The 20,233-nt window shown below is 68.0% G+C and carries 16 protein-coding genes; 10 read left to right on the plus strand and 6 right to left on the minus strand.

From position 1 onward, the window contains the following. Positions 1–39: 39 nt before the first annotated feature. Positions 40–1,923 carry a chorismate-binding protein gene (locus tag AKG07_RS02275; RefSeq protein WP_053095777.1) on the minus strand — a complete coding sequence of 628 codons (1,884 nt, stop codon included), beginning with the start codon at positions 1,921–1,923 and terminating at the stop codon, positions 40–42. A gap of 230 nt (positions 1,924–2,153) precedes the next feature. On the opposite strand from AKG07_RS02275, the gene ispG reads away from it, so the two are divergent. Together ispG and AKG07_RS02285 are read left to right on the plus strand one after the other, a co-directional pair. After that, entirely contained in the window at positions 2,154–3,305 is a 1,152-nt protein-coding gene (gene ispG, locus AKG07_RS02280; RefSeq protein WP_171821905.1) for a flavodoxin-dependent (E)-4-hydroxy-3-methylbut-2-enyl-diphosphate synthase, read from the plus strand. 84 nt (positions 3,306–3,389) lie between these two features. Beyond that, positions 3,390–4,256 (plus strand): hypothetical protein, encoded by an 867-nt coding sequence (locus AKG07_RS02285; RefSeq protein WP_053095779.1) that lies wholly within the window; start codon positions 3,390–3,392, stop codon positions 4,254–4,256. Positions 4,257–4,263: 7 nt separating this feature from the next. On the opposite strand, the gene AKG07_RS02290 is transcribed toward AKG07_RS02285, so the two are convergent. Then, positions 4,264–4,956, minus strand: coding sequence for a nucleotidyltransferase domain-containing protein (locus AKG07_RS02290; protein WP_053095780.1), 693 nt, complete (start codon positions 4,954–4,956; stop codon positions 4,264–4,266). A 40-nt stretch (positions 4,957–4,996) separates the two neighbouring features. After that, entirely contained in the window at positions 4,997–6,412 is a 1,416-nt protein-coding gene (locus AKG07_RS02295) for an RNB domain-containing ribonuclease (RefSeq protein WP_053095781.1), read from the minus strand. A gap of 163 nt (positions 6,413–6,575) precedes the next feature. Here AKG07_RS02295 and AKG07_RS02300 point away from each other — a divergent pair, with 163 nt between their 5' ends. Beyond that, positions 6,576–7,346, plus strand: a complete 771-nt coding sequence (locus AKG07_RS02300) for an isocitrate lyase/PEP mutase family protein (protein ID WP_053095782.1) — start codon at positions 6,576–6,578, stop codon at positions 7,344–7,346. A gap of 43 nt (positions 7,347–7,389) precedes the next feature. Then, positions 7,390–9,147 (plus strand): proline--tRNA ligase, encoded by a 1,758-nt coding sequence (locus tag AKG07_RS02305; protein WP_053095783.1) that lies wholly within the window; start codon positions 7,390–7,392, stop codon positions 9,145–9,147. A 66-nt stretch (positions 9,148–9,213) separates the two neighbouring features. Here the strand turns inward: AKG07_RS02305 and AKG07_RS02310 are convergent, their stop codons facing one another. After that, positions 9,214–9,717: a pyridoxamine 5'-phosphate oxidase family protein gene (locus AKG07_RS02310; protein WP_053095784.1), complete on the minus strand. Its 504-nt coding sequence runs from the start codon at positions 9,715–9,717 to the stop codon at positions 9,214–9,216. Positions 9,718–9,841: 124 nt separating this feature from the next. Between AKG07_RS02310 and AKG07_RS02315 the strand changes: the two genes are divergently transcribed. Beyond that, entirely contained in the window at positions 9,842–10,882 is a 1,041-nt protein-coding gene (locus tag AKG07_RS02315; protein WP_053095785.1) for an LOG family protein, read from the plus strand. Here AKG07_RS02315 and AKG07_RS02320 read toward each other — a convergent pair. Next, positions 10,851–12,206: a flavin monoamine oxidase family protein gene (locus AKG07_RS02320; protein WP_082298017.1), complete on the minus strand. Its 1,356-nt coding sequence runs from the start codon at positions 12,204–12,206 to the stop codon at positions 10,851–10,853. The genes AKG07_RS02315 and AKG07_RS02320 overlap by 32 nt on opposite strands. A gap of 131 nt (positions 12,207–12,337) precedes the next feature. Here AKG07_RS02320 and nusA point away from each other — a divergent pair, with 131 nt between their 5' ends. The 5 genes from nusA (at position 12,338) to AKG07_RS17985 (ending at position 19,307) form a co-directional block, all read left to right on the plus strand. Continuing rightward, positions 12,338–13,321: a transcription termination factor NusA gene (nusA, locus tag AKG07_RS02325; RefSeq protein ID WP_053095786.1), complete on the plus strand. Its 984-nt coding sequence runs from the start codon at positions 12,338–12,340 to the stop codon at positions 13,319–13,321. A 59-nt stretch (positions 13,322–13,380) separates the two neighbouring features. Beyond that, a complete protein-coding gene (locus AKG07_RS17380; RefSeq protein WP_072591126.1) occupies positions 13,381–13,635 on the plus strand; it encodes a YlxR family protein in 255 nt (84 codons plus the stop codon). 95 nt (positions 13,636–13,730) lie between these two features. Then, positions 13,731–16,538 carry a translation initiation factor IF-2 gene (infB, locus tag AKG07_RS02330; protein ID WP_053095787.1) on the plus strand — a complete coding sequence of 936 codons (2,808 nt, stop codon included), beginning with the start codon at positions 13,731–13,733 and terminating at the stop codon, positions 16,536–16,538. Positions 16,539–16,609: 71 nt separating this feature from the next. Then, positions 16,610–17,044, plus strand: a complete 435-nt coding sequence (gene rbfA / locus AKG07_RS02335; protein ID WP_053095788.1) for a 30S ribosome-binding factor RbfA — start codon at positions 16,610–16,612, stop codon at positions 17,042–17,044. 64 nt (positions 17,045–17,108) lie between these two features. Next, positions 17,109–19,307 (plus strand): helix-turn-helix transcriptional regulator, encoded by a 2,199-nt coding sequence (locus AKG07_RS17985; protein WP_053095789.1) that lies wholly within the window; start codon positions 17,109–17,111, stop codon positions 19,305–19,307. 9 nt (positions 19,308–19,316) lie between these two features. Here the strand turns inward: AKG07_RS17985 and AKG07_RS02345 are convergent, their stop codons facing one another. Then, positions 19,317–20,216, minus strand: a complete 900-nt coding sequence (locus AKG07_RS02345; RefSeq protein ID WP_053095790.1) for an A/G-specific adenine glycosylase — start codon at positions 20,214–20,216, stop codon at positions 19,317–19,319. Positions 20,217–20,233: the final 17 nt, after the last annotated feature.

Below are 20,233 nucleotides of genomic sequence, written 5' to 3' on the forward strand. Positions count from 1 at the left end.
CCGGTGCGGCCGATCCACCGGACTGCGCCCGGTCGAGGATCAGCTGAGCGCGTGCGTGACCAGGCGCTCGAGAGTGCGGATGCCGTCGCGGGACAGGATCGATTCCAGGTGCCCCTGCACCGACGCGAAGCGGTCGCCGCGAAGCGCATAGACGTCGCCTGATTCCGGGTCTGCCGACACCTCGACCGAGCCGATCGACGTCGTGCCCGGAGCAACCCTGGCGGTGAAGGTGTTGTAGAAGCCGATCGAGGCGTTCTCGCCGAACACGGGCACCGCCTTCTGCAGCCCCTGGTGCGGCGCCGCGAGGGGTGTCAGTTCGATGCCGAAGCGATCACTGAGGATCTGGTGGCTCAGGCACACCGCGAGCAGTGGCGCCTCGGCGTCGACACGTCGGGACACGACCTCACGCAGTCGAGTGATGCGGTCGCTCTCGACGTCACGGGGATCGCCGGGCCCCGGACCCGCGACAACGAGGTCGGCTGCATCGAGCTCCGCGTCGTCGGCGTCGCTCCAGGCGCGGATCGCGACGTCGAGTCCCAGGTGGCGCAACTGATGCGCCAGCATCGTGGTGAAACGATCCTCTGCATCGACGACGATCGCCGATCGCCCGGCGAAAGGACCGCTCAGGTCGTCGCCCTGCGGATTCAACCAGAAGTCCGCGAGCCGCGCATTGCGGGACGAGAGGAGCTCCGAGACCGCGGGGTCGTCGGCAAGCGTCTGCGGCCGACCCGGGGCGTCCGCGTCGTCGCGGGCTTCGGCGACGCGGTCTCGGTCGATCGCTCCGATCGCGCCGAGCACCCCAGCGGCCTTGCCATGCGTCTCCGACACCTCGCCGTGGGGATCCGAGTGCCGAACCAGGGTCGCACCCACCGGGACGCTGAGCGATCCGTTCTGCAGGTACACGGTTCGGATGAGGATCGGGGCGTCGAGGTCGTGACCGCCGTCGACGTTCGGAGTGAACAGTGCGGCGACGCCCGAGTAGTATCCGCGGGGCTTCTTCTCGTGCCGGCGGATCACCGCGCATGCGTTCTGCATCGGCGAGCCCGTCACCGTCGGCGCGAACATCGTCTCGCGCAGGATGTCCCGCGGGTCGAGCGTGCTGCGCCCGCGGAGCATGTACTCCGTGTGCGTGAGGCGGGACATCTCCTTCAGATGCGGGCCGGTGATGCGCCCACCGTCGGAGCAGACGGCGCTCATCATCTTGAGCTCCTCGTCCACGACCATGAAGAGCTCCTCGGTCTCCTTGGTCGACGAGAGGAAGTCCACCAGGGTGTCCCGAGTCGCTCCGCCGGCCGGGTGGCGGAAGGTGCCCGAGATCGGGTTCATGGTGACGACGCCGCCCCGCGCGACGACATGCGCCTCGGGGCTCGCGCCGACGGCGATGTGTCCGGGCGTGACGACCGCGAAGGTCCAGTAGGCGCCGCGTTCGTGCGTGAGCAGGGCGCGGAACCAGGTGAGGGCCGCCGTGCGGTCGTCGACGTCGATCTCGGCGGTGAAGTCGCGGCGGATCACGAAGTTCGCGCCCTCGCCCCGTCCGATCTCGTCGGCGATCACGGTCTCGACGATCTGGGCGTAGTCGTCGTCGGCGATGTCGAAGCCGCCGTCACGAAGGGGGACAGGGGCGGAAGGGAGTTCGGCGACCAGTTCGGAAGCCGGGAGATGCAGATGCTCGTCGACCACGATGCATCGCAGCGGCGCGCCGTCGTCCTGGGCGACGAACCCGCGCTCGCGCACCTGGCGGTACGGCACCATGGCGAAGATCTCGCGAGGGGTGCCCTCGATCGTGAGCGGGATGTCGGCGAGCAGGTCGACGTCGACGACCTCGCCTGTGAGCAGCTCGACGGTGTCGGCGCCGTCGCGGGCGATCAGCACAAACGAGGCCGTGGGATCTGCGGTGAGCTCGGCAAGACGTGAGAGGGTCATCGGTGTCTCCTGTGCGTGGCTCCGGCTCGGCTCAACGAAAAGACCGCCCCGGAGGCGGTCTGGATTCGTGGGAACGCGAACACACCGCCTAAGAGGCGGGCCACCAGGTGAAGTTCGCGAGCATGGGCTGAAAACTATCACACCGAACGCCGCGTTCCCGGTCGTATGACGCGCATCCGAGCCGGGCGACATCCAGCCTGTGTGCATTCAGGCGGCGTAGGCTGGGGGTTGTGCCAGCAGTGAATCTTGGGATGCCGAAGATCCCCGAAGTCCTCGCCCCGCGCCGCAAGTCTCGCCAGATCAGGGTGGGCAAGGTGCTCGTGGGTGGCGACGCTCCCGTCACCGTGCAGTCCATGACGACGACGAAGACGACGGACATCAACGCGACCCTCCAGCAGATCGCCGAGCTGACCGCGTCCGGATGCGAGATCGTCCGTGTCGCCGTCCCTCATCAGGACGACGCCGACGCGTTGAAGATCATCGCCATGAAGAGCCAGATCCCGGTGATCGCCGACATCCACTTCCAGCCGCGCTACATCTACACCGCCATCGATGCGGGATGCGGTGCCGTACGTGTGAACCCGGGGAACATCCGGGAGTTCGACGGCAACGTCGGCAAGATCGCGGAGGCGGCCAAGGCCGCGGGTGTCTCCCTGCGGATCGGTGTCAATGCCGGGTCGCTCGACCGGCGCATCCTCACCAAGTACGGCAAGGCGACGGCTGAGGCCCTCGTCGAGAGTGCCGTCTGGGAGGCGTCGCTGTTCGAGGAGCACGACTTCCACGATTTCAAGATCTCGGTCAAGCACAACGACCCGATCGTCATGGTGAAGGCCTACCGCCTGCTCGCCGAGCGGGGCGACTGGCCGCTGCACCTCGGTGTGACTGAGGCCGGTCCGGCGTTCCAGGGCACGATCAAGAGCGCCACGGCGTTCGGCATCCTGCTCGGTGAGGGCATCGGAGACACCATCCGCGTCTCCCTGTCCGCACCGCCCGCCGAAGAGGTCAAGGTCGGTCACCAGATCCTGCAGTCGCTGAACCTGCGAGAGCGCAAGCTCGAGATCGTCTCGTGCCCCTCGTGCGGGCGCGCACAGGTCGACGTGTACACGCTCGCCGAGAACGTGACCGAGGGTCTCAAAGACATGACGGTGCCGTTGCGCGTCGCCGTCATGGGATGCGTCGTGAACGGTCCCGGCGAGGCGCGCGAAGCTGACCTCGGGGTCGCCTCGGGCAACGGCAAGGGACAGATCTTCGTCAAGGGCGAGGTCATCAAGACCGTGCCGGAGGCCGACATCGTCGCGACGCTCATCGAAGAGGCGAACCGCATCGCGGCCGACATGGGGCCGGAAGCGCCACTCGGCACCGCGCAGGTCGTCACGGTCTGACCGCGGAGCGTTCCCTCCCTCGGACTCGAAAGCGGGTCCTGTCGGCGGGGGACGGCGACCATCCAGCACACCTCAAGGAGCTCCATGTCCTCGTCAACTGTCGTGTCCTTCGCCGGTGGCGACGTCTCGGGTTCGAGCACCGTCGCGCGGGTCGAGTCGACTCCCGCAGGTGTCGTCGTCGTCGTCGACGCGACGCCCTTCCACCCCGTCGACCACACCTGGCCCGATCAGCCGGGAGACAGCGGCGAGATCGAGCAGGACGGTTCGAGAGTCCGCGTCTCCGAGGCTGTGATGGCAGCGGTCTCCGACGAGGGCGAGTTCGCCGTAGCATCCGACATCCCGGTGAAGCGCGGCGCCGAGGGATGGACATGGCTCGTCGGTCATCCGCTGGAGGGGGAGGCCCCGTCCTGGCTGGTCGAGGGCGCACGTGTCGAGCTGTCGGTCGATTCGTCCCGGCGGGCTGGTCTCAGCCGCGGACATACGGCCTGCCACCTCGCGTCGTTGGCGCTCGACCTGGCTCTCGCCGACCTCTGGCGGAAGGACCCGGGCGAGGATGCTCTGGGCAACCCGAACTTCGAGGGGAAGGCCAATCAGTCCAGCCGCATCCACGTTGACGGTGCTGTGGACGAATACCGACTGGGAAAGAGCCTGCGCCGGGCAGGCTTCGACACGGAGACCTTCGCGACGACGCTCGCTGAGCGCGAGGCGGCGATCAACGCTCAGCTGGCCGAATGGGTGGCCTCCGGCGCATCGAGCAGGGTGGTGACCGAAGGCTCGACGATCGTGGACCGCCGTACTTGGCACTGCGAGCTGCCGGAGGGTACGGCCGAGATTCTCTGCGGCGGCACGCACGTGGCGTCCCTCGCCGAGTTCGTCTCGATCTCAGTGACACTCGACCTGACCGATCCGCAGCTGCTGGTCATGACGACGCGGGCCGTGCCCGCATCCTGAGCCCCGCTCAGCGCACGAAGCCGCTCTGCACCCGGCCGCCCGCGCGGATGAGCTCGTCCTCGACCCGGGCGGCGAAGGCGGCGTAGTCCCGCGCGAGCAGAGGGGTGCTCAGGAGGTCGGCACGCTCGCGACTGAGGCTCCGAAGCCGTCGCGGAAGCCACTTGCCCGTCGCCGTCCAGCGTCCTTCGCTCAACAGCATGAGCTCCGCGATCCTCTCGAACAGGATGGCGGCCTCGACCTGCTGCTCCAGCGCATCCGTCGCATCCCTGAGATCGTCGAGCACATCGGTGATGACGTATCGGCGAAAGGCGGACTCCTTCGCGCTCAGGGAGGGGCCGTCGTCGAGCACGCTCCGCCATCGAGCGCGCAGCGCGGAAAGGCGACCGTCGTCTCGGATCGCGATGCCTTCGACGAGCATGTGCACCGTCACCGGTCGGTGCTGTGCGACGCCGCGGTCGGCCCACTCGTCGAATCCCGCTGGGGTGTATGCGAAGACCTCGAAGATCTCGCCCTCGAACTCGTGCGTCGAGGCCTCACTCGTCTGCTCCTCGACCGCGAAGAGGCGGTCGCCGAGAAGCAGCAGATCGATGTCGCTCGGTGGCGTCCGCTCACCGCGCGCGGTGCTCCCCGCCACTACCGCGACGTCTGCCCCGGGATAGTGAGCGTCGACGAATCGTTCAGCGATGGCGAGGTGGTCCACGCCGCCAGCGTAGCGTCCCTCCGCGTGTGTTCCGAGAGAGTCAGACGGCGAACTCGATCTCACCTCGGGTGACGTCCACCCGCTCGACACGGAGGCGCACGATCGCGCCGGGGACGGTGTCGGGCGGCACAGGGGCGGAGGCCGTCACGGCGGGATCGGCGATCTGGACGGTCGCGCGCTCACCGCGCATCTCGATGACGGTCGCGTCGACGGATGCGCCGACCAGCGGTGTCATCAGCGCAGCCTCGACGCAGTTGATCGTCGCGGAATCGAGTCGGGAGGCACGCTGGCCGGACTCCTGCATCAGTGCAGGAAGCTCGGCGAGGGACTCGCGCACCCAGCCCGGAACCTCGCGACCCTCGGATGCGGCGAGGCAGATAGTGAGCGACCAGCGGTCGACGAGACGCCGCAATGGTGCGGTGGCATGAGCGTAGGGGGCGGCGATCGCCGCCTGTTCCGTGTCGGGCGGTACCGGGCCGTCGAAGGTCACATACCCCGCTCCGCGGAACAGGGACGCCGCAGCTTCGAGGATCGGGAGGGTCATGGGGTCTTCGCGGTCCAGCTCGCGGAGGTAGTCACCATACCTGCCGGTCGTCCACGGCCGGCCGAGGGCCTCGGTCTGGTGGCGGAACGCCTCGAACGATTTCTCGTCGGGCTGGGGCATCGTCCGCAGGATCCCGATGCCTGCGTCGATCATGAGCGACGCGGCTGCCATGCCCGTCATGAGCGACAGCTGAGCATTCCATTCCTCGACAGGAAGCGGATGCCGGCGTTCGATGGCGAAGGTTCCGTCGACGCCCCGCACGACCTCTTCGTCCGGCAGGTTCAGGCTCGCGCCGCCCCGCAGCTTCTCCTGCGCGATGCGGAGCGCGCCGATCTCCGGCAGAAGCTCGGCGGGACCCGCCTCGCCCTGATCGAGTGCCGCCTGCGTGCTGGCGTAGTCGAGCTGCGCGCGCGAGCGGATCAGCGCTCGTTCGAGCCGGAACTCCTCGACGACTCCCGCGGAATCCAACGCGAAGGTCCAGACGAGCGCGGGGCGATCCACATCGGCCAGCAGTGACGCACGATCCTCGCTCAACACCTTCGGATGCAACGGGATCGTGCCGTCCGCTGCATACAGGGTCTGACCTCGCCGACGGGCTTCCGCATCGACAGCGCCGCCCGGTCGCACGAAAGCGGGTACATCGGCGATCGCGTAGCGGACGGTGTAGCCGGATTCTCGGCGCTCGAGGTGGAAGGCCTGGTCGAGGTCGCGCGACCCGAGCGGATCCAGGGTGGCGAACGGGATGTCGCGCAGATCGAGCTCTGGGGTGGCAGCATCCGAGGCTGCAGCCTCCGCCAGGACCGCCGCAGGGAAGTCCGTAGGGGCGCCCAGAGATTCCCGAAGGGTGGCGAGCGCGACGGCGAGCTCGGTCTGCGCGGCTGACGGAGCAACGTGGGATCGGCGCTGAGGCATGACCCCACACTAGATCCTTCGCTTTCGCGAGCCGGTGCCGTCGGGGCAGCACCGCGGGAGCCGAGTGGCCGAGCCGTCAGCCGCAGCGATGCGCACCACCCGGAACCTGAGATTCGCGTGTCCGTCCGGCCCTGACCGGAATACTGGGCGTTAGCGTGGGGACATGACCACTGCTGCGAAAGCCCAGACCCTGATCGGACTCTACGAAGCTCCGGAGATCCTCCGCGTCGTGAACGTGTGGGACGTCGTGTCCGCCCGCGCCGTCGCGAAGCTTCCCGAGACGAAGGCGATCGCGACGGCCGGACACGGCATCGCCGCCTCGTTCGGCTTCGAGGACGGCACCATCACCCGCGACATCATGATCGACATGGTCGGCCGCATCGCCGCATCCGTCTCCGTTCCGGTGACCGCCGACCTCGACGACGGATACGGCGACGCAGGAGAGACCACGCGACTCGCGATCGGCGCCGGCGTGGTGGGTGCCAACGTCGAAGACCGTCTGAAGCCGTTCGACGAGTCGGTCGCGGCCGTCGAGGCCATCGTCAAGGCCGCCGAGGCCGAGGGTGTTCCGTTCGCTCTGAACGCTCGTACCGACGCTTTCGTGCGCGCCGGCCACCGTCCTGTCGCCGAGAGCATCGCCGATGCGATCCAGCGCGGCCGGGCGTTCCTCGACGCCGGCGCCACGGCTGTCTTCGTTCCGGGCATGCTCGACGCCAACATCACGCGTCAGCTCGTGGAGGGGCTCGGCGAGGGCAAGCTCAGCGTCATCGGGCTCCCCGGCACCCTCGCCGCCTCGGAGTACGAGAAGCTCGGTGTGGCCCGCATTTCCTACGGCCCGCTCCCTCAGCGGGTCGCCCTGACCGCAGTCCAGGATCTTGCGGCAAGCCTCTACGCGGGCGGCGTGATCCCGAACGGCCTGCCCGCGCTCAACTGACGCATCGCGAAAACGAGCGACCACCGGTCAGTAGACTTGCCCGGTGGTCACTCGTCTTTCGAAATTCTTCCTCCGCACGCTCCGTGAAGACCCTGCAGGCGCAGAGGTCGCGAGCCACAAGCTGCTGATCCGCGCCGGGTACATCCGGCCGCAGGCTGCCGGTATCTTCGCGTGGCTCCCGCTGGGTCTCCGCGTGAAGGCCAAGATCGAGACCGTCGTCCGCGAGGAGATGGCCGCGGCAGGCGCACAGGAGGTGCACTTCCCGGCTCTCATGCCCCGCGAGTCGTATGAGGCGACCGGACGCTGGGACGAGTACGGCGACCTGCTGTTCCGTCTCCAGGACCGCAAGGGCGGCGACTACCTGCTCGCCCCGACGCACGAAGAGGCCTTCACGCTGCTCGTGAAGGACCTGTACTCGTCGTACAAGGATCTTCCCCTCACGCTCTACCAGATCCAGGACAAGTACCGCGATGAGGCGCGTCCGCGGGCAGGACTGCTTCGCGGACGCGAGTTCACGATGAAGGACGCCTATTCGTTCGATTCCTCCGATGAGGGTCTCGATCTCAGCTACCAGGCTCAGCGCGATGCCTACGAGCGCATCTTCCAGCGCCTGGGTCTCGAGTACGTCATCGTCCAGGCGGATGCCGGAGCGATGGGCGGTTCGCGGAGCGAGGAATTCCTGCACCCGACTCCCGTCGGCGAGGACACGTTCGTCCGCAGCGCCGGCGGATACGCCGCCAATGTGGAGGCATTCACGACCGCCGTTCCCGACGCCATCGCGTTCGACGCGGATGCGGCACCGGTGATCTTCGACTCGCCGAACACGCCCACGATCGAGACTCTCGTCGCGCACTCGAACGTGCACCTCGACGGCGACTACACGGCTGCGGACACGCTCAAGAACGTCGTGCTCGCGCTCACGCACCTCGACGGCACCCGTGAACTCGTCGTCGTCGGCATCCCCGGCGACCGCGAGGTCGACGAGAAGCGGGCCGAGGTCGCGTTCGCGCCCGCCGAGGTCGAGACCGCCACGGCAGACGACTTCGAGAAGAATCCGCTGCTCGTCAAGGGCTACATCGGCCCCTGGTCGCCCACGGGAGCTGTGCTCGGCGAGGAATCGGCTACCGGCATCCGCTACCTGGTCGACCCCCGTGTGAGCGAGGGCACGAGCTGGATCACCGGTGCGAACCTCGACGAGAAGCACGCGCATTCGGTTGTCGCCGGACGTGACTTCTTCGCCGACGGCATCGTCGAGATCGCCAACGTCCGCGCGGGCGATCCGGCTCCTGACGGCTCCGGTCCGGTCGAGCTCGCGCGCGGAATGGAGATCGGTCACGTGTTCCAGCTGGGTCGCAAGTACGCGGACGCGCTCGGACTCAAGGTGCTCAACGAGAACGGCAAGCTCGTCACGGTCACGATGGGGTCGTACGGCATCGGCGTGACGCGCATCCTGGCGATCATCGCCGAGTTGAACAACGACGAGAAGGGTCTCATCTGGCCGGCATCGGTCGCGCCCTTCGATGTGCAGGTCGTGGCTGCCGGTCGTGACCAGGTGGCCTTCGACGTGGCAGCTGAGCTCTCCGCTCAGCTCGAGTCCGCCGGTCTCGACGTGCTCTACGACGACCGCCCGAAGGTCTCGCCCGGAGTCAAGTTCGGAGACGCCGAGCTCGTCGGCGTTCCGCAGATCGTCATCGTCGGCCGAGGGGCCGCGGACGGTCAGGTCGAGCTGTGGGACCGGCGCACGGGGGATCGCAGCGCGGTGTCCGTCGCCGACGCCGTCGATCAGCTGACCCGGCGCTGACCTCGACGACAGAGAAATGCCGCGCACCTCACCGGGTGCGCGGCATTCTGTCGTTCGGAGCGGACGTCAGCAGACGATCCGGCCGTGGTTCATGATGTCGTCATCGGGCGTGTCCTTGGTCACGAGGGCCTTGAGCGCGCCGGCCGCCATCGCGATCTTGCCCTTGGAGGGCTCCCAGAACTCGGTCACCGTCGGCGTCACCTTGAGAAGTGCGATGCCGGGAGTGTCCAGCCCGTCCTCGAACCAGATGTCGAGCGAGGGCGAATAGAGCTCTTCCATCTTCGCGCGGTCGTGCACCACGGACGCGTTGCCGGCCACCGACACGTATCGCATGCCCTTCGCGTCGCAGTACGAGAGGCCGACCTGTCGATGGGCGCGCGCCTCCTCGACCTTCTCGGTGTCTTCGGCGGTGAAGAACCAGATGTCGCCGGCGTCGTCCATCTGCCGGGTCGACATCGGCCTGCTCACGAGGTTGCCGTCGTCGTCGGTGGTCGTCAGCATCGTGAAGTCGATGTCCTCGACGAGTTCGGTGACGCGTGCCAGTGCTTCCGGTCCAGTGATCTCTGTCATGCAGCCACTGTCCCGCAGGAGACCTGACTTGGCACGGGCGTTGACACGGGGACGTGAGCGTGGTGAGGGCGGAGGGCGGCGTTGCGGCGGCCCGCCCGACGCGCTCCCATGACAGGCTGAGGGCATGACCGACGAACCGCTGACGGCGTCGCTGAGCGCCGAGATCAACAACGTCCTCGACGAAGCAGGGGTCAAGACCGATCGCAGACTCGTGATGCGCATGATGCGCACAGCGGTCCTGCTGGGGGAGGACGGCACGAACCGCCTCGATCTCAAGATCGCCTCCGCCGCCCTCGCCGAGATGCGGGACGCCTTCCGCTTGTTCGCACCGTTCGAAGGGGTGCCGAAGGTCACGGTGTTCGGCTCGGCGCGTACCCTCCACGACGATCCGCTCTACGTCCAGGCGCGTGATGTCGCGGCTGCTCTCGCAGCGGACGGATGGATGGTGGTGACCGGAGCAGGACCGGGAATCATGCAGGCTGCCGCTGAAGGTGCCGGCCCCGCGCTCTCGCTCGGCGTGTCGATCAGGCTGCCGTTCGAGGAGAAGGCCAACAGCCTGATCGCGGCGAGCGAGCATGTGGTGGCGATGAAGTACTTCTTCACCCGCAAACTCATGCTCATCAAGGAGTCCAGCGGCTTCATCTGTCTCCCTGGCGGATTCGGCACGCTCGACGAGATGTTCGAGCTGCTGACCCTCCAGCAGACCGGAAAGGCCGAGCCGACGCCGATCGTGCTGCTCGACGAGCCGGGAGGCACGTTCTGGAACGGCCTCAAGCGATTCATCGACGAGGACCTGGCGCCGACAGGGGTGATCTCGGAGGGCGACTTCGATCGCGTGGTCATCACCGACTCCGTCGAGTCGGCAGCCGCCGTGATCGCCGGGTTCTGGCGCAACTACGACTCGCTGCGCTGGGTGGGGGACTCGCTCGTGCTGAGACTGCGTGGAGAGCCGACGGACGAAGAGCTCGAGGATCTCAACGACCGGTTCGCCGGGATGCTGGCGAGCGGACGGATCGAACGGACAGCTCCGCGGTCGCCGGAGGTCGCAGACGACGATCTGCTGCACCTTCCTCGTCTCTCCCTGCATCTCGACCAGCGACAGGTCGGCAACCTGTTCCGTCTGATCGGCGCGATCAACTCGCTGGAGTCCGCTCCCGCGCTGTGATGCCTGCCGCGAATTCCGCCAGGTCGATCGACCGACCGAGAATGCGCTCAGCGGCGCGGTGCCCCGAGTAGTACGCGGCCCCCACGGTCGCCGGCTCGTCGCCCCATGTCGCCTCACCGGCGAAGTGCAGCACTGCGTCGACCGGCCCCGCGAGCTCGTCGTGGTCGTGGTGTGACGAGCCGACCGCGAGATGCGAGTACGACCCGTTCGAGAACTCGTCCTGTCCCCATCGGGTGATCCAGTGCGCGGTGGGGTCGCCGACGGCATCCGGGTAGAGGAACCGCAGGGCGCTCACGACGTCCGCGACGACCTCCTCATCCGACAGATCCTGCATCCGGCGGCCGAACGGGCCGGCGGCGAAGGTCAGCAACGTCGGGATCCCGCTGACCGCCGAGACGTCGTACCAGGAGTGCCAGTGCTCACCGGCCTCGCCGAGCGCCCGGAGAACGTAGCTGTCCTCGCGCCAGAAGCGTTCCGGGAACTGGATGAACACCTTGTTGAACACCCCCATGCCCAGTCGCGCGATCGGTCCGCCGACAGCGTCGGGCAGCGGAGGGGCGAACTCGATCGACTCCGCCTTGAGCACGCCGAGCGGCACGGTCACCAGCGCGTTGCGGGCCGAGAACTCTCCGTTCCGGGTCGACACGGTGACGCCCCGGTCGGTCCGCTCGATGCGGGTGACGACGTGACCGAGTCGGATGTCGAGACCGGCGGCGATCCGACGCGGGAGCTCATCGTAGCCGCGCGGGAAGATGACCTCGTCGCCGTCGATCGCATCCTCGTCGAGCCCGTGCGCGTCGAGGTCCCCGACCCATGCACCGCACTGCTCCTCGACGCGATGACGGAAGAACTCGCGGACCTCATCGATGCGCTCCGGCTCTAAGCCCGAGCGGTCGAGCGCGCGCTCCGTGACATCCAGATAGGTGTCGCCGGGGGAGGACCGGGTGATCTCCTCGGCCAACAGTCGATCTGCTTGCTCGACATCGGCGACCCACTGAGAAGTGCTCGCAGGATCCATCGCCCTGCCCTCCCCGTCGAAGTTCTCGATCGGCCTGCCTCCGGCCTGGAAGCTGCCGACGGTGTACTCGAGGGTGGGGATGCCGAGCGCCTGCACGAGATCCCACAGCGGGGAGTCGTCGATGCCGTGGACCCATGACGCACCGCGATCGACGGGAAAACCCGCAGCGCGGTCGGTGTGCATCCTGCCCCCGACGCGATCCCTCGCCTCGAGGACGATGACGTCGGCTCCGGCGTCGTCGAGCATGCGGGCCGCCGTCACACCCGACATCCCTGCCCCGATCACGATGGTGTCGTACGTCGTCACTGAGTCCTCCTGCGCGCTCGGCACCGCGTCGGTGCGGCCGCCTCCGTGGCATCGGGCGGTGGGCACAGGGTATCGTGGTACGGATGTCGCGCGTGAACACCCGCGCGACGAGAGCTGAATAGGGAGTCGTCATGGATATCGAACTGAGTCTGCTGCGTGGGATCGAGAAGGAGAAGGCGATCCCCTTCGATGAGCTGGTCTCGATCATCGAACAGGCCATCCTGACCGCCTACTCCAAGCACGTCTCGGACGACGGCGCCACCCCCGAGGGGGTCCGCGTCGAACTCGATCGTCGCACCGGGCACGTCGCCGTGCTGCAGGTCGTCAAGGACGAAGAGGGCGCGATCATCGGCGAAGAGGACGCGACGCCGAATGACTTCGGACGTATCGCGGCCTTCGCCGCCAAGCAGGTCATCAGCCAGCGCCTGCGGGACATCGCGGATGATGTCGTGCTGGGAGACTTCAAGGACAAGGAAGGCGACATCGTCGCCGGCGTGATCCAGCAGGGACCGAATCCCCGCATGATCCACGTCGATCTCGGAGCCGTTGAGGCGATCCTTCCTCCGGAGGAGCAGGTGCCGGGCGAGGAGTACACCCACGGGTCGCGCCTCCGCGTCTACGTGACCAGCGTCGCGAAGGGTCTCAAGGGACCGCAGATCACCGTCTCGCGCACGCACCCCGGTCTCGTCCGCAAGCTGTTCGCGCTCGAGGTGCCCGAGATCGCCGCAGGTCTCGTGGAGATCGTCTCGCTGGCTCGTGAGGCCGGCCACCGCACCAAGATCGCCGTCCGTGCGAACGACCCGGCGATCAACGCGAAGGGCGCCTGCATCGGCGAGATGGGCCGACGCGTTCGTGCCGTCACCGAGGAGCTGGCCGGCGAGAAGATCGACATCGTCGATCACGACCCGGAGCTCGCCGCGTTCGTCGCGAACGCCCTCTCTCCCGCCAAGGTCACGAGCTCGTTCATCCTCGACGCGAACACCAGGGCCGTGCGTGCACTCGTGCCCGACTATCAGCTCTCGCTCGCGATCGGCAAAGAGGGGCAGAACGCCCGACTGGCTGCCAAGCTCACCGGAGCGAAGATCGACATCCAGCCGGACAGCGTCCTGGACTGACCGCTCGCCACGTCCGACTCGCGCCAGCCGCGCGAGTCGGACGGGAACACAGGTGTAAGATGGAACCCGTACGAACGTGCGTCGGCTGTCGCACGCGTGCTCCCCGCGCCGCTCTTCTCAGAGTGGTGTCCCAGAATGACATCCTCATCCTCGATGAGCGCGCCGTTCTGCCAGGGCGAGGCGCGTGGGTCCATCCGACACCGGAATGCGTGGATGCCGCTCTGCGGCGCCGGGCTTTCGGAAGAGCACTGCGCGTCTCCAGCGATCTGGACACGCGGATCATCGAACAGCACCCACCAAGAAACAAAGGCTGAACGGCTATGGAAACAAAGTGAACGGCTCGAAATGAGACCCGTCCGCGACTAGTGGTCTGCCCTGTCCGGGTGGACCGACCCCAGACAGGAGAATTGTGGCTGGTAAACCACGCGTACACGAGATCGCCGCCGAACTCGGCGTCGACAGCAAGATCGCACTTGCAAAGCTCAAGGAACTCGGAGAGTTCGTCAAGAGCCCCTCTTCGACCATCGAACCGCCGGTGGCGCGCAAGCTTCGCGCTGCCATCGAGTCGGACGCCTCGCTGAAGGGCTCCGCGGATGCGGCTCCCGCCGCAGCGAAGCCCGGTGCCGCCAAGCCCGGTGCAGCCAAGCCCGGTGCAGCCAAGCCCGGTGCTGCCAAGCCCGGTGCAGCCAAGCCCGGTGCCGGTGCACCGACACCCGGACCGAAGCCAGGGCCCAAGCCCGCGCCCGCGCCCGAGGCGCCTGCTGCCGCTCCGGCACCCGAAGCTCCGGCCGAGGCCGCCGCTCCGGCTTCCGCCACGCCGGCAGCTCCCCAGTCCGCAGACAGCGCAGCTTCCAAGCCCGCTGACGGCGGCGCACCCAAGCCCGGCGCCCCGCGCCCGGGCAACAACCCGTTCTCGTCCGCTCAGGGCATGGGTCAGCGGCCCAACGGACCGCGACCCGGCAACAACCCCTTCGCCTCCGCGCAGGGGATGGGCCAGCGCCCGACGCCGGGCAACATCCCGCGTCCGCAGGCTCCGCGTCCCGGCGCGCCGCGTCCGGGTGCACCTCGTCCCGGTTCCCCCCGTCCCGGCGCCCCGCGCGGCGGTCAGGGCGGTCGTCCCGGTGGCGCACCGTTCCAGCAGCGTCCGGGTGGACCCGGTCGTCCCGGCGGTGCCGGTGGACCCGGTGCAGGTCCCGGCGCTCGTCCCGGTGGAGGCTTCGCAGGTCGTCCCGGTGGCGGTGGAGGTCGCGGTCGTGGTCCCGGTGGAGGTACCGCAGGTGCCTTCGGCAAGGGCGGCGGCAAGAGCAAGCAGCGCAAGTCGCGGCGGGCGAAGCGGCAGGAATTCGAGATGCGGAGCGCCCCGGTCGTCGGTGGCGTCAACGTCACCCGCGGTAACGGGGAGATCATCCGTATGCGCCGCGGCGCGTCGATCTCGGACTTCGCCGACAAGATCGAGACGCTGACCGGCTACACGGTCCAGCCCGGAACCCTCGTGACGATCCTCTTCAACCTCGGCGAGATGGCCACGGCCACCGAGTCGCTGGATGAGGCGACGTTCGAGGTCCTGGGTGCGGAGCTCGGATACAAGATCCAGATGGTCTCGCCCGAGGACGAGGACAAGGAGCTCCTGGAGGGCTTCGGTCTCAACCTCGAGCAGGAGCTCGAGGAGGAGAGCGAGGACGACCTCGAGATCCGTCCTCCGGTGGTCACCGTCATGGGCCACGTCGACCACGGTAAGACGCGCCTTCTCGACGCCATCCGTCAGACCAACGTCATCGAGGGTGAAGCTGGCGGCATCACCCAGCACATCGGTGCGTACCAGGTGTGGACGGAGCACGAGGGCATCGAGCGTGCCATCACCTTCATCGACACCCCGGGTCACGAGGCCTTCACGGCCATGCGTGCTCGTGGAGCGCAGGTCACCGACCTCGCGATCCTCGTGGTCGCGGCCGACGACGGCATCATGCCGCAGACGGTCGAGGCGCTCAACCACGCCCAGGCGGCGAACGTGCCGATCGTGGTCGCGGTGAACAAGGTCGACAAGCCCGACGCCAACCCGGCCAAGGTGCGCCAGCAGCTCACCGAGTACGGCCTGGTCGCAGAGGAGTATGGCGGAGACGTCATGTTCGTCGATGTCTCGGCCCGTGCGAACACCGGAATCCAGGAGCTCCTGGACGCGGTGCTGCTCACTGCCGATGCAGGCCTCGACCTGACCGCCAACCCGAACAAGGCCGCTCGCGGTGTCGCCATCGAGGCGAAGCTCGACAAGGGTCGCGGTTCGGTCGCCACGGTGCTCATCCAGTCCGGAACGCTGCGCGTCGGTGACGCGATCGTCGCCGGAACGGCGTACGGCCGTGTGCGTGCGATGGCGGATGAGAACGGCGAGCAGGTCCTCGAGGCCTACCCGTCGCGTCCCGTGCAGGTGCAGGGTCTGAACTCCGTGCCGCGTGCCGGCGACGTCTTCATCGTCACTGAGGAAGACCGCATGGCCCGTCAGATCGCCGAGAAGCGTGAAGCTGTCGAGCGCAACGCGCAGCTGGCGAAGGCCCGCAAGCGCATCTCGCTCGAGGACTTCACCCGTGCTCTCGAAGAGGGCAAGGTCGAGTCGCTCAACCTCATCATCAAGGGTGACGTCTCCGGTGCCGTCGAGGCGCTCGAGGAGTCGCTTCTCAAGATCGAGGTCGACGACTCGGTGCAGCTCCGCATCATCCACCGCGGTGTCGGTGCGATCACGGAGTCCGACGTCAACCTCGCGACGATCGACAACGCGATCATCGTGGGCTTCAACGTCCGTCCCGACACGAAGGCGCGCGAGCGTGCACAGCGTGAAGGCGTGGACATCCGGTTCTACTCGGTGATCTACAACGCGATCGACGAGATCGAGAGCTCGCTCAAGGGCATGCTCAAGCCGGAGTACGAAGAGGTCCAGTCGGGTGTCGCCGAGATCCGCGAGGTGTTCCGCTCCTCGAAGTTCGGCAACATCGCCGGTGTCATCGTGCGCTCGGGAACGATCACGCGAAACGCCAAGGCTCGCGTCATCCGCGACGGTGTGGTGATCGCCGATGGCCTCGCCATCGAGTCGCTGCGTCGGTTCAAGGACGACGTCACCGAGGTTCGCACGGACTACGAGGCCGGTATCGGCCTCGGCAAGTTCAACGACATCCAGATCGGCGACGAGATCGAGACCACTGAGCTGGTCGAGAAGCCTCGCAGCTGATCGAGTTCGATATCTTCGGGCGAGGGTGCGTCATGCACCCTCGCCCGAAGGGTACGTAGAGGGAGAGAACAATGGCTGGTGAACGACAGGCACGTCTGGCCGATCGCATTCGTGTGATCCTCGCAGAGCGACTGGAGAAGGGTCTGCGCGACCCGCGACTCGGATTCGTGACCATCACCGACGTCCGCGTGAGCGGAGACCTGCAGCACGCCTCCGTGTTCTACACGGTGCTGGGCACCGAGGAGGAGCGCCTCTCCAGCGGTGCGGCGCTGACCTCCGCGACCGGCATGCTCCGCAGCGAGGTCGGGAAGCAGCTGAGCACCCGCCTGGTTCCGACGCTCGAGTTCATCCCCGACGCGCTGCCCGAGAACGCCGATCACATCTCGGCGCTTCTTCGCGAGGCGCAGCAGCGCGATGCCGACGTGGCGAAGCTCGCCTCCTCCGCCTCGCACGCCGGTGACGCAGACCCGTACCTGCGCCAGGAAGACGACGACACGCAGGCCTGAATATCGCGCCCTCGTCTGAGGGTGTGAGCAGTCTTGGTAACCTCGGCCTAACGGGCGGTCGCCCGTGGGGACTGGGGAGTTCAGCATCGACGTTTCGCGTGCGCAGAGGACAGCTTCGGTCGCACCGGCAGCTGTCGAGACGATTCTCGAGGAACTCCTCGAGCACGACCTGAGCTGCGCGCCGCATGTCGCGGCGCGACTCGCGGCCGAGCTGTCGGAGGACCCTCCCACGATCCTGGCCGTCGCAGCTCGTCTTGACGCGGCTCAACGGCAGGGGCTCAGGGCGCTCCCCTCACCGTTGCCGATGGTGTCATCGGTCGAGACGCTTTTCGCCCAGATGGAGCTGGACGACAGCGACCGTGAGGTGCTCATCGCGGTGTCGATGCGCCTCGACGACAGGCTGGATCCGCTGGTCGATTTCGCCGGTCGTTCTGCCGCGGAGCTCACCACGGGCCCTCTCGGAGCGCTCCTCGACATCCACGCCGGTCGCGTCCGTCTGTCCGACCCCCGCTTGGCGATCTGGTTGCGAGCGACGACGCCCTCCTCCGCGGCTGCTGCAGTGCACCTGCGACTCCACCGACTCTTCCACGAACGCGGCGAGCAGGTGGACGCCGACTGGCACAGCGCTCGAGCTGCGATGCACGGCGAACCGGTGACTGCCGGGGAGCTCACACGGATAGCCAGGGAGCATTCGGAGGCGGGACTCAGCGAGCGCGCCTTCCACCTCGCTGCAGAAGCCGCCGCCCACTCGAGCGGGGTCGAGCAGGACGAGGCGAACCTCGTCGCCGGTGTCGCCGCCATCGCGGCCGGGCACGCGGTCGAGGCGGCGCGACGGCTCGGAAGTCTCTTCCCCGGTGGCGACGAGCTCTATCGGCTCCAGGGGCTCGGCGGGCTGCTCGTCGCCGAGACGCATCTGCGCGGGTCAGTTCCCGAGGTCGACATGAGCGTGATCCGACCGGATCGCGATGACGCGGAGCACTGGTACTCCTGGGCGCGAGCTGCTGCCTTCGCGGCGATGTTGTGCGCCGAACGCGGTGACCGTCGCACGATGCGCTCGTGGCTCGACGCTCTCCGTCACGCGAGCGCGCGCGTCGAAGCCGATCGCGAACTCCGAGATCCGGTCGTCGCACTGGCCTGGCTCGTCATCGGCGACCGCGAGAAGGACGACGTTCGCGGGGCCGGGCCCCTCACCGGCGGCCTGTTGAGGGCTCTGCAAGCGGCGGTCGACGGGGACGTCGACCGGGGGCTGAGCCTGCTCGCCGCAGGTGACTCGCCGGTCGGCGTCGAGGTCGACCCGTTCGTGGCCGGCTTCGAGCTCAGTCCACTCGTCGCGGCGTACCGCGCGGTCGCCGAGGTGCTGCTCCTGATGTGGCGTGGAGACATCGGCGCCGCGCGCGACCGGATGCTTCGTGCGGCCGTCGAGCTGCCTGTGGCGCTGCCTTTCGCCGGGCTCGGCGTCGTGATCGCACGACGCCTCGATCTCGCGGTTCTCGGACATCTGGGGCCGTTCGCCAAGGCTCTCACCGCCGCCCTCCCGGCCCCTCTGCGCATCGATCAGCTGGTGGACAGGGGGATCGAATCATTCCTGTCGGGACACTCGGCCGAAGCCGCGGCGTGCATGCGGCTCTGGAGGGATCGCGGCGCTCCTCAGCCGACCCTGTCGGTGCCGGGGCTGGAGGAGGCGATCGTGGTCACGCATGGCGGATCATGGAGCCCGCAGCGGATCGAACCGCCGGAGATCGCTCTGGCGCAACGGCTGCGCGTGCAGATCACCAGCTGCTCGGACGACGAGTGGCGCCTTGCGCGGCCGGTCGTGGTCGCCGCCGCACGGACCTTGACCTCGCCTTTCTCGCGCGGACGGGTCGAGGCGATGATCGGCACGAGGTCGCTGATCAAGGGAGACGTGGGTCTCGGACGGGAGCACCTCTCGATGGCACGGAACCTGCTCGAGGTCTCCGGTGCGACGGCATGGGCGAGAGCGGTCTCGGTGCGTCTGGAGCAGGTGGAGGCCTCCGACGGAGCTGCCGCCAGCGGTGACCCGCTCTCCTCGTGCCGGCGAGTGTGGGAGTCGATGCTCACCGCTCGAGAGTTCGAGGTGGCGATGCTGGCGGTCGGCGGAGCTTCTAACCGCGACATCGCGGATGCGCTCCACGTTTCGGTGCGCACCGTGGAGGTGCACCTCGGTCGGGTCTTCGTGAAGCTCGAGGTGAGGACCCGAGTCGAGCTCACGGTGCTCGCTCACCGCATCGGGCAGTTCGTCTGACGGGCGGACTCAGCGGGGAAGCGACAGCAGTTCGCCATCGGCCTCGGCGAGGCCGTCGGCGATGAGCGAGACGATCGCACGGTCGCGCTGAAGCGGATCGGGCCAGTCGGCCAGCACGGAGTCGATCAGCACCGGGGTGGGCGCGGCGGTTCGCAGCACCCGGAGCACGGCTCCTCGTGCCTGGCGGTCAGAACCCTCGAAGGCGGCTTGGCGTCTGCGGGTGTCACCGGTCTCGGGTCGCCCTGCGGCCAGCCACGCGCATGTGTCGCTCAGCGGGCAGACGTCGCAGCGCGGCGAGCGTGCCGTGCACACCGTCGCGCCCAGCTCCATCGCGGCCGCGTTGAACACGGCGGACTCGGCGACATCGGCGGGCAGCAGCGAGTCCATCAGCGCCAGGTCGCGACGCGAGGGCGGTCCCGGCTGTGCTCGGCCGAGGATGGCGCGCGCCATCACACGTCGAGTGTTCGTGTCGACGACGGGGTGCCGGTCGCCGTAGGCGAAGACAGCGACAGCCCTGGCCGTGTAGTCGCCGATGCCCGAGAGCTTGAGGAGGGCATCGATGTCGTTGGGGACGACGCCGCCGTGTCGCTCAGAGATCTCGATGGCCGCGCGATGCAGCCAGAGTGCGCGGCGCGGGTAGCCGAGGTTGGCCCACTGCTGCACGACCTCGGCGGGTGAAGCGGCGGCCATGGCCGCGGGCGTCGGCCACCGGGCGAGCCACGCCTCGAGGTGCGGTATCACTCTGTTCACGGGCGTCTGCTGCAGCATGAACTCGCTGACCAGCGTTCCCCACGCGCCGAAATCCTTGCGGAATTCCGTGCGCCGCCACGGCAGGTCGCGTGCGGCACCCCGGTACCAGTCCGCGAGAGGCTCGGACACCTCGGCGGGTGGATGCGAAGTCGAAGGCACCTCGTCAGCCTAGGCGA

The organism is Microbacterium sp. CGR1, from assembly GCF_001266755.1.
Classification (GTDB): Bacteria; Actinomycetota; Actinomycetes; order Actinomycetales; family Microbacteriaceae; genus Microbacterium.

What these genes read in the sequence shown, in the direction of transcription:
- rbfA (WP_053095788.1), top strand. Translation starts at nt 16,610, where the DNA reads ATGGCTGGTGAACGACAGGCACGTCTGGCCGATCGCATTCGTGTGATC.
- AKG07_RS02300 (WP_053095782.1), top strand. Translation starts at nt 6,576, where the DNA reads ATGACCACTGCTGCGAAAGCCCAGACCCTGATCGGACTCTACGAAGCT.
- AKG07_RS02275 (WP_053095777.1), bottom strand. Translation starts at nt 1,923, where the DNA reads ATGACCCTCTCACGTCTTGCCGAGCTCACCGCAGATCCCACGGCCTCG.
- AKG07_RS02310 (WP_053095784.1), bottom strand. Translation starts at nt 9,717, where the DNA reads ATGACAGAGATCACTGGACCGGAAGCACTGGCACGCGTCACCGAACTC.
- nusA (WP_053095786.1), top strand. Translation starts at nt 12,338, where the DNA reads ATGGATATCGAACTGAGTCTGCTGCGTGGGATCGAGAAGGAGAAGGCG.
- AKG07_RS02285 (WP_053095779.1), top strand. Translation starts at nt 3,390, where the DNA reads ATGTCCTCGTCAACTGTCGTGTCCTTCGCCGGTGGCGACGTCTCGGGT.
- AKG07_RS02295 (WP_053095781.1), bottom strand. Translation starts at nt 6,412, where the DNA reads ATGCCTCAGCGCCGATCCCACGTTGCTCCGTCAGCCGCGCAGACCGAG.
- AKG07_RS02315 (WP_053095785.1), top strand. Translation starts at nt 9,842, where the DNA reads ATGACCGACGAACCGCTGACGGCGTCGCTGAGCGCCGAGATCAACAAC.
- AKG07_RS17380 (WP_072591126.1), top strand. Translation starts at nt 13,381, where the DNA reads ATGGAACCCGTACGAACGTGCGTCGGCTGTCGCACGCGTGCTCCCCGC.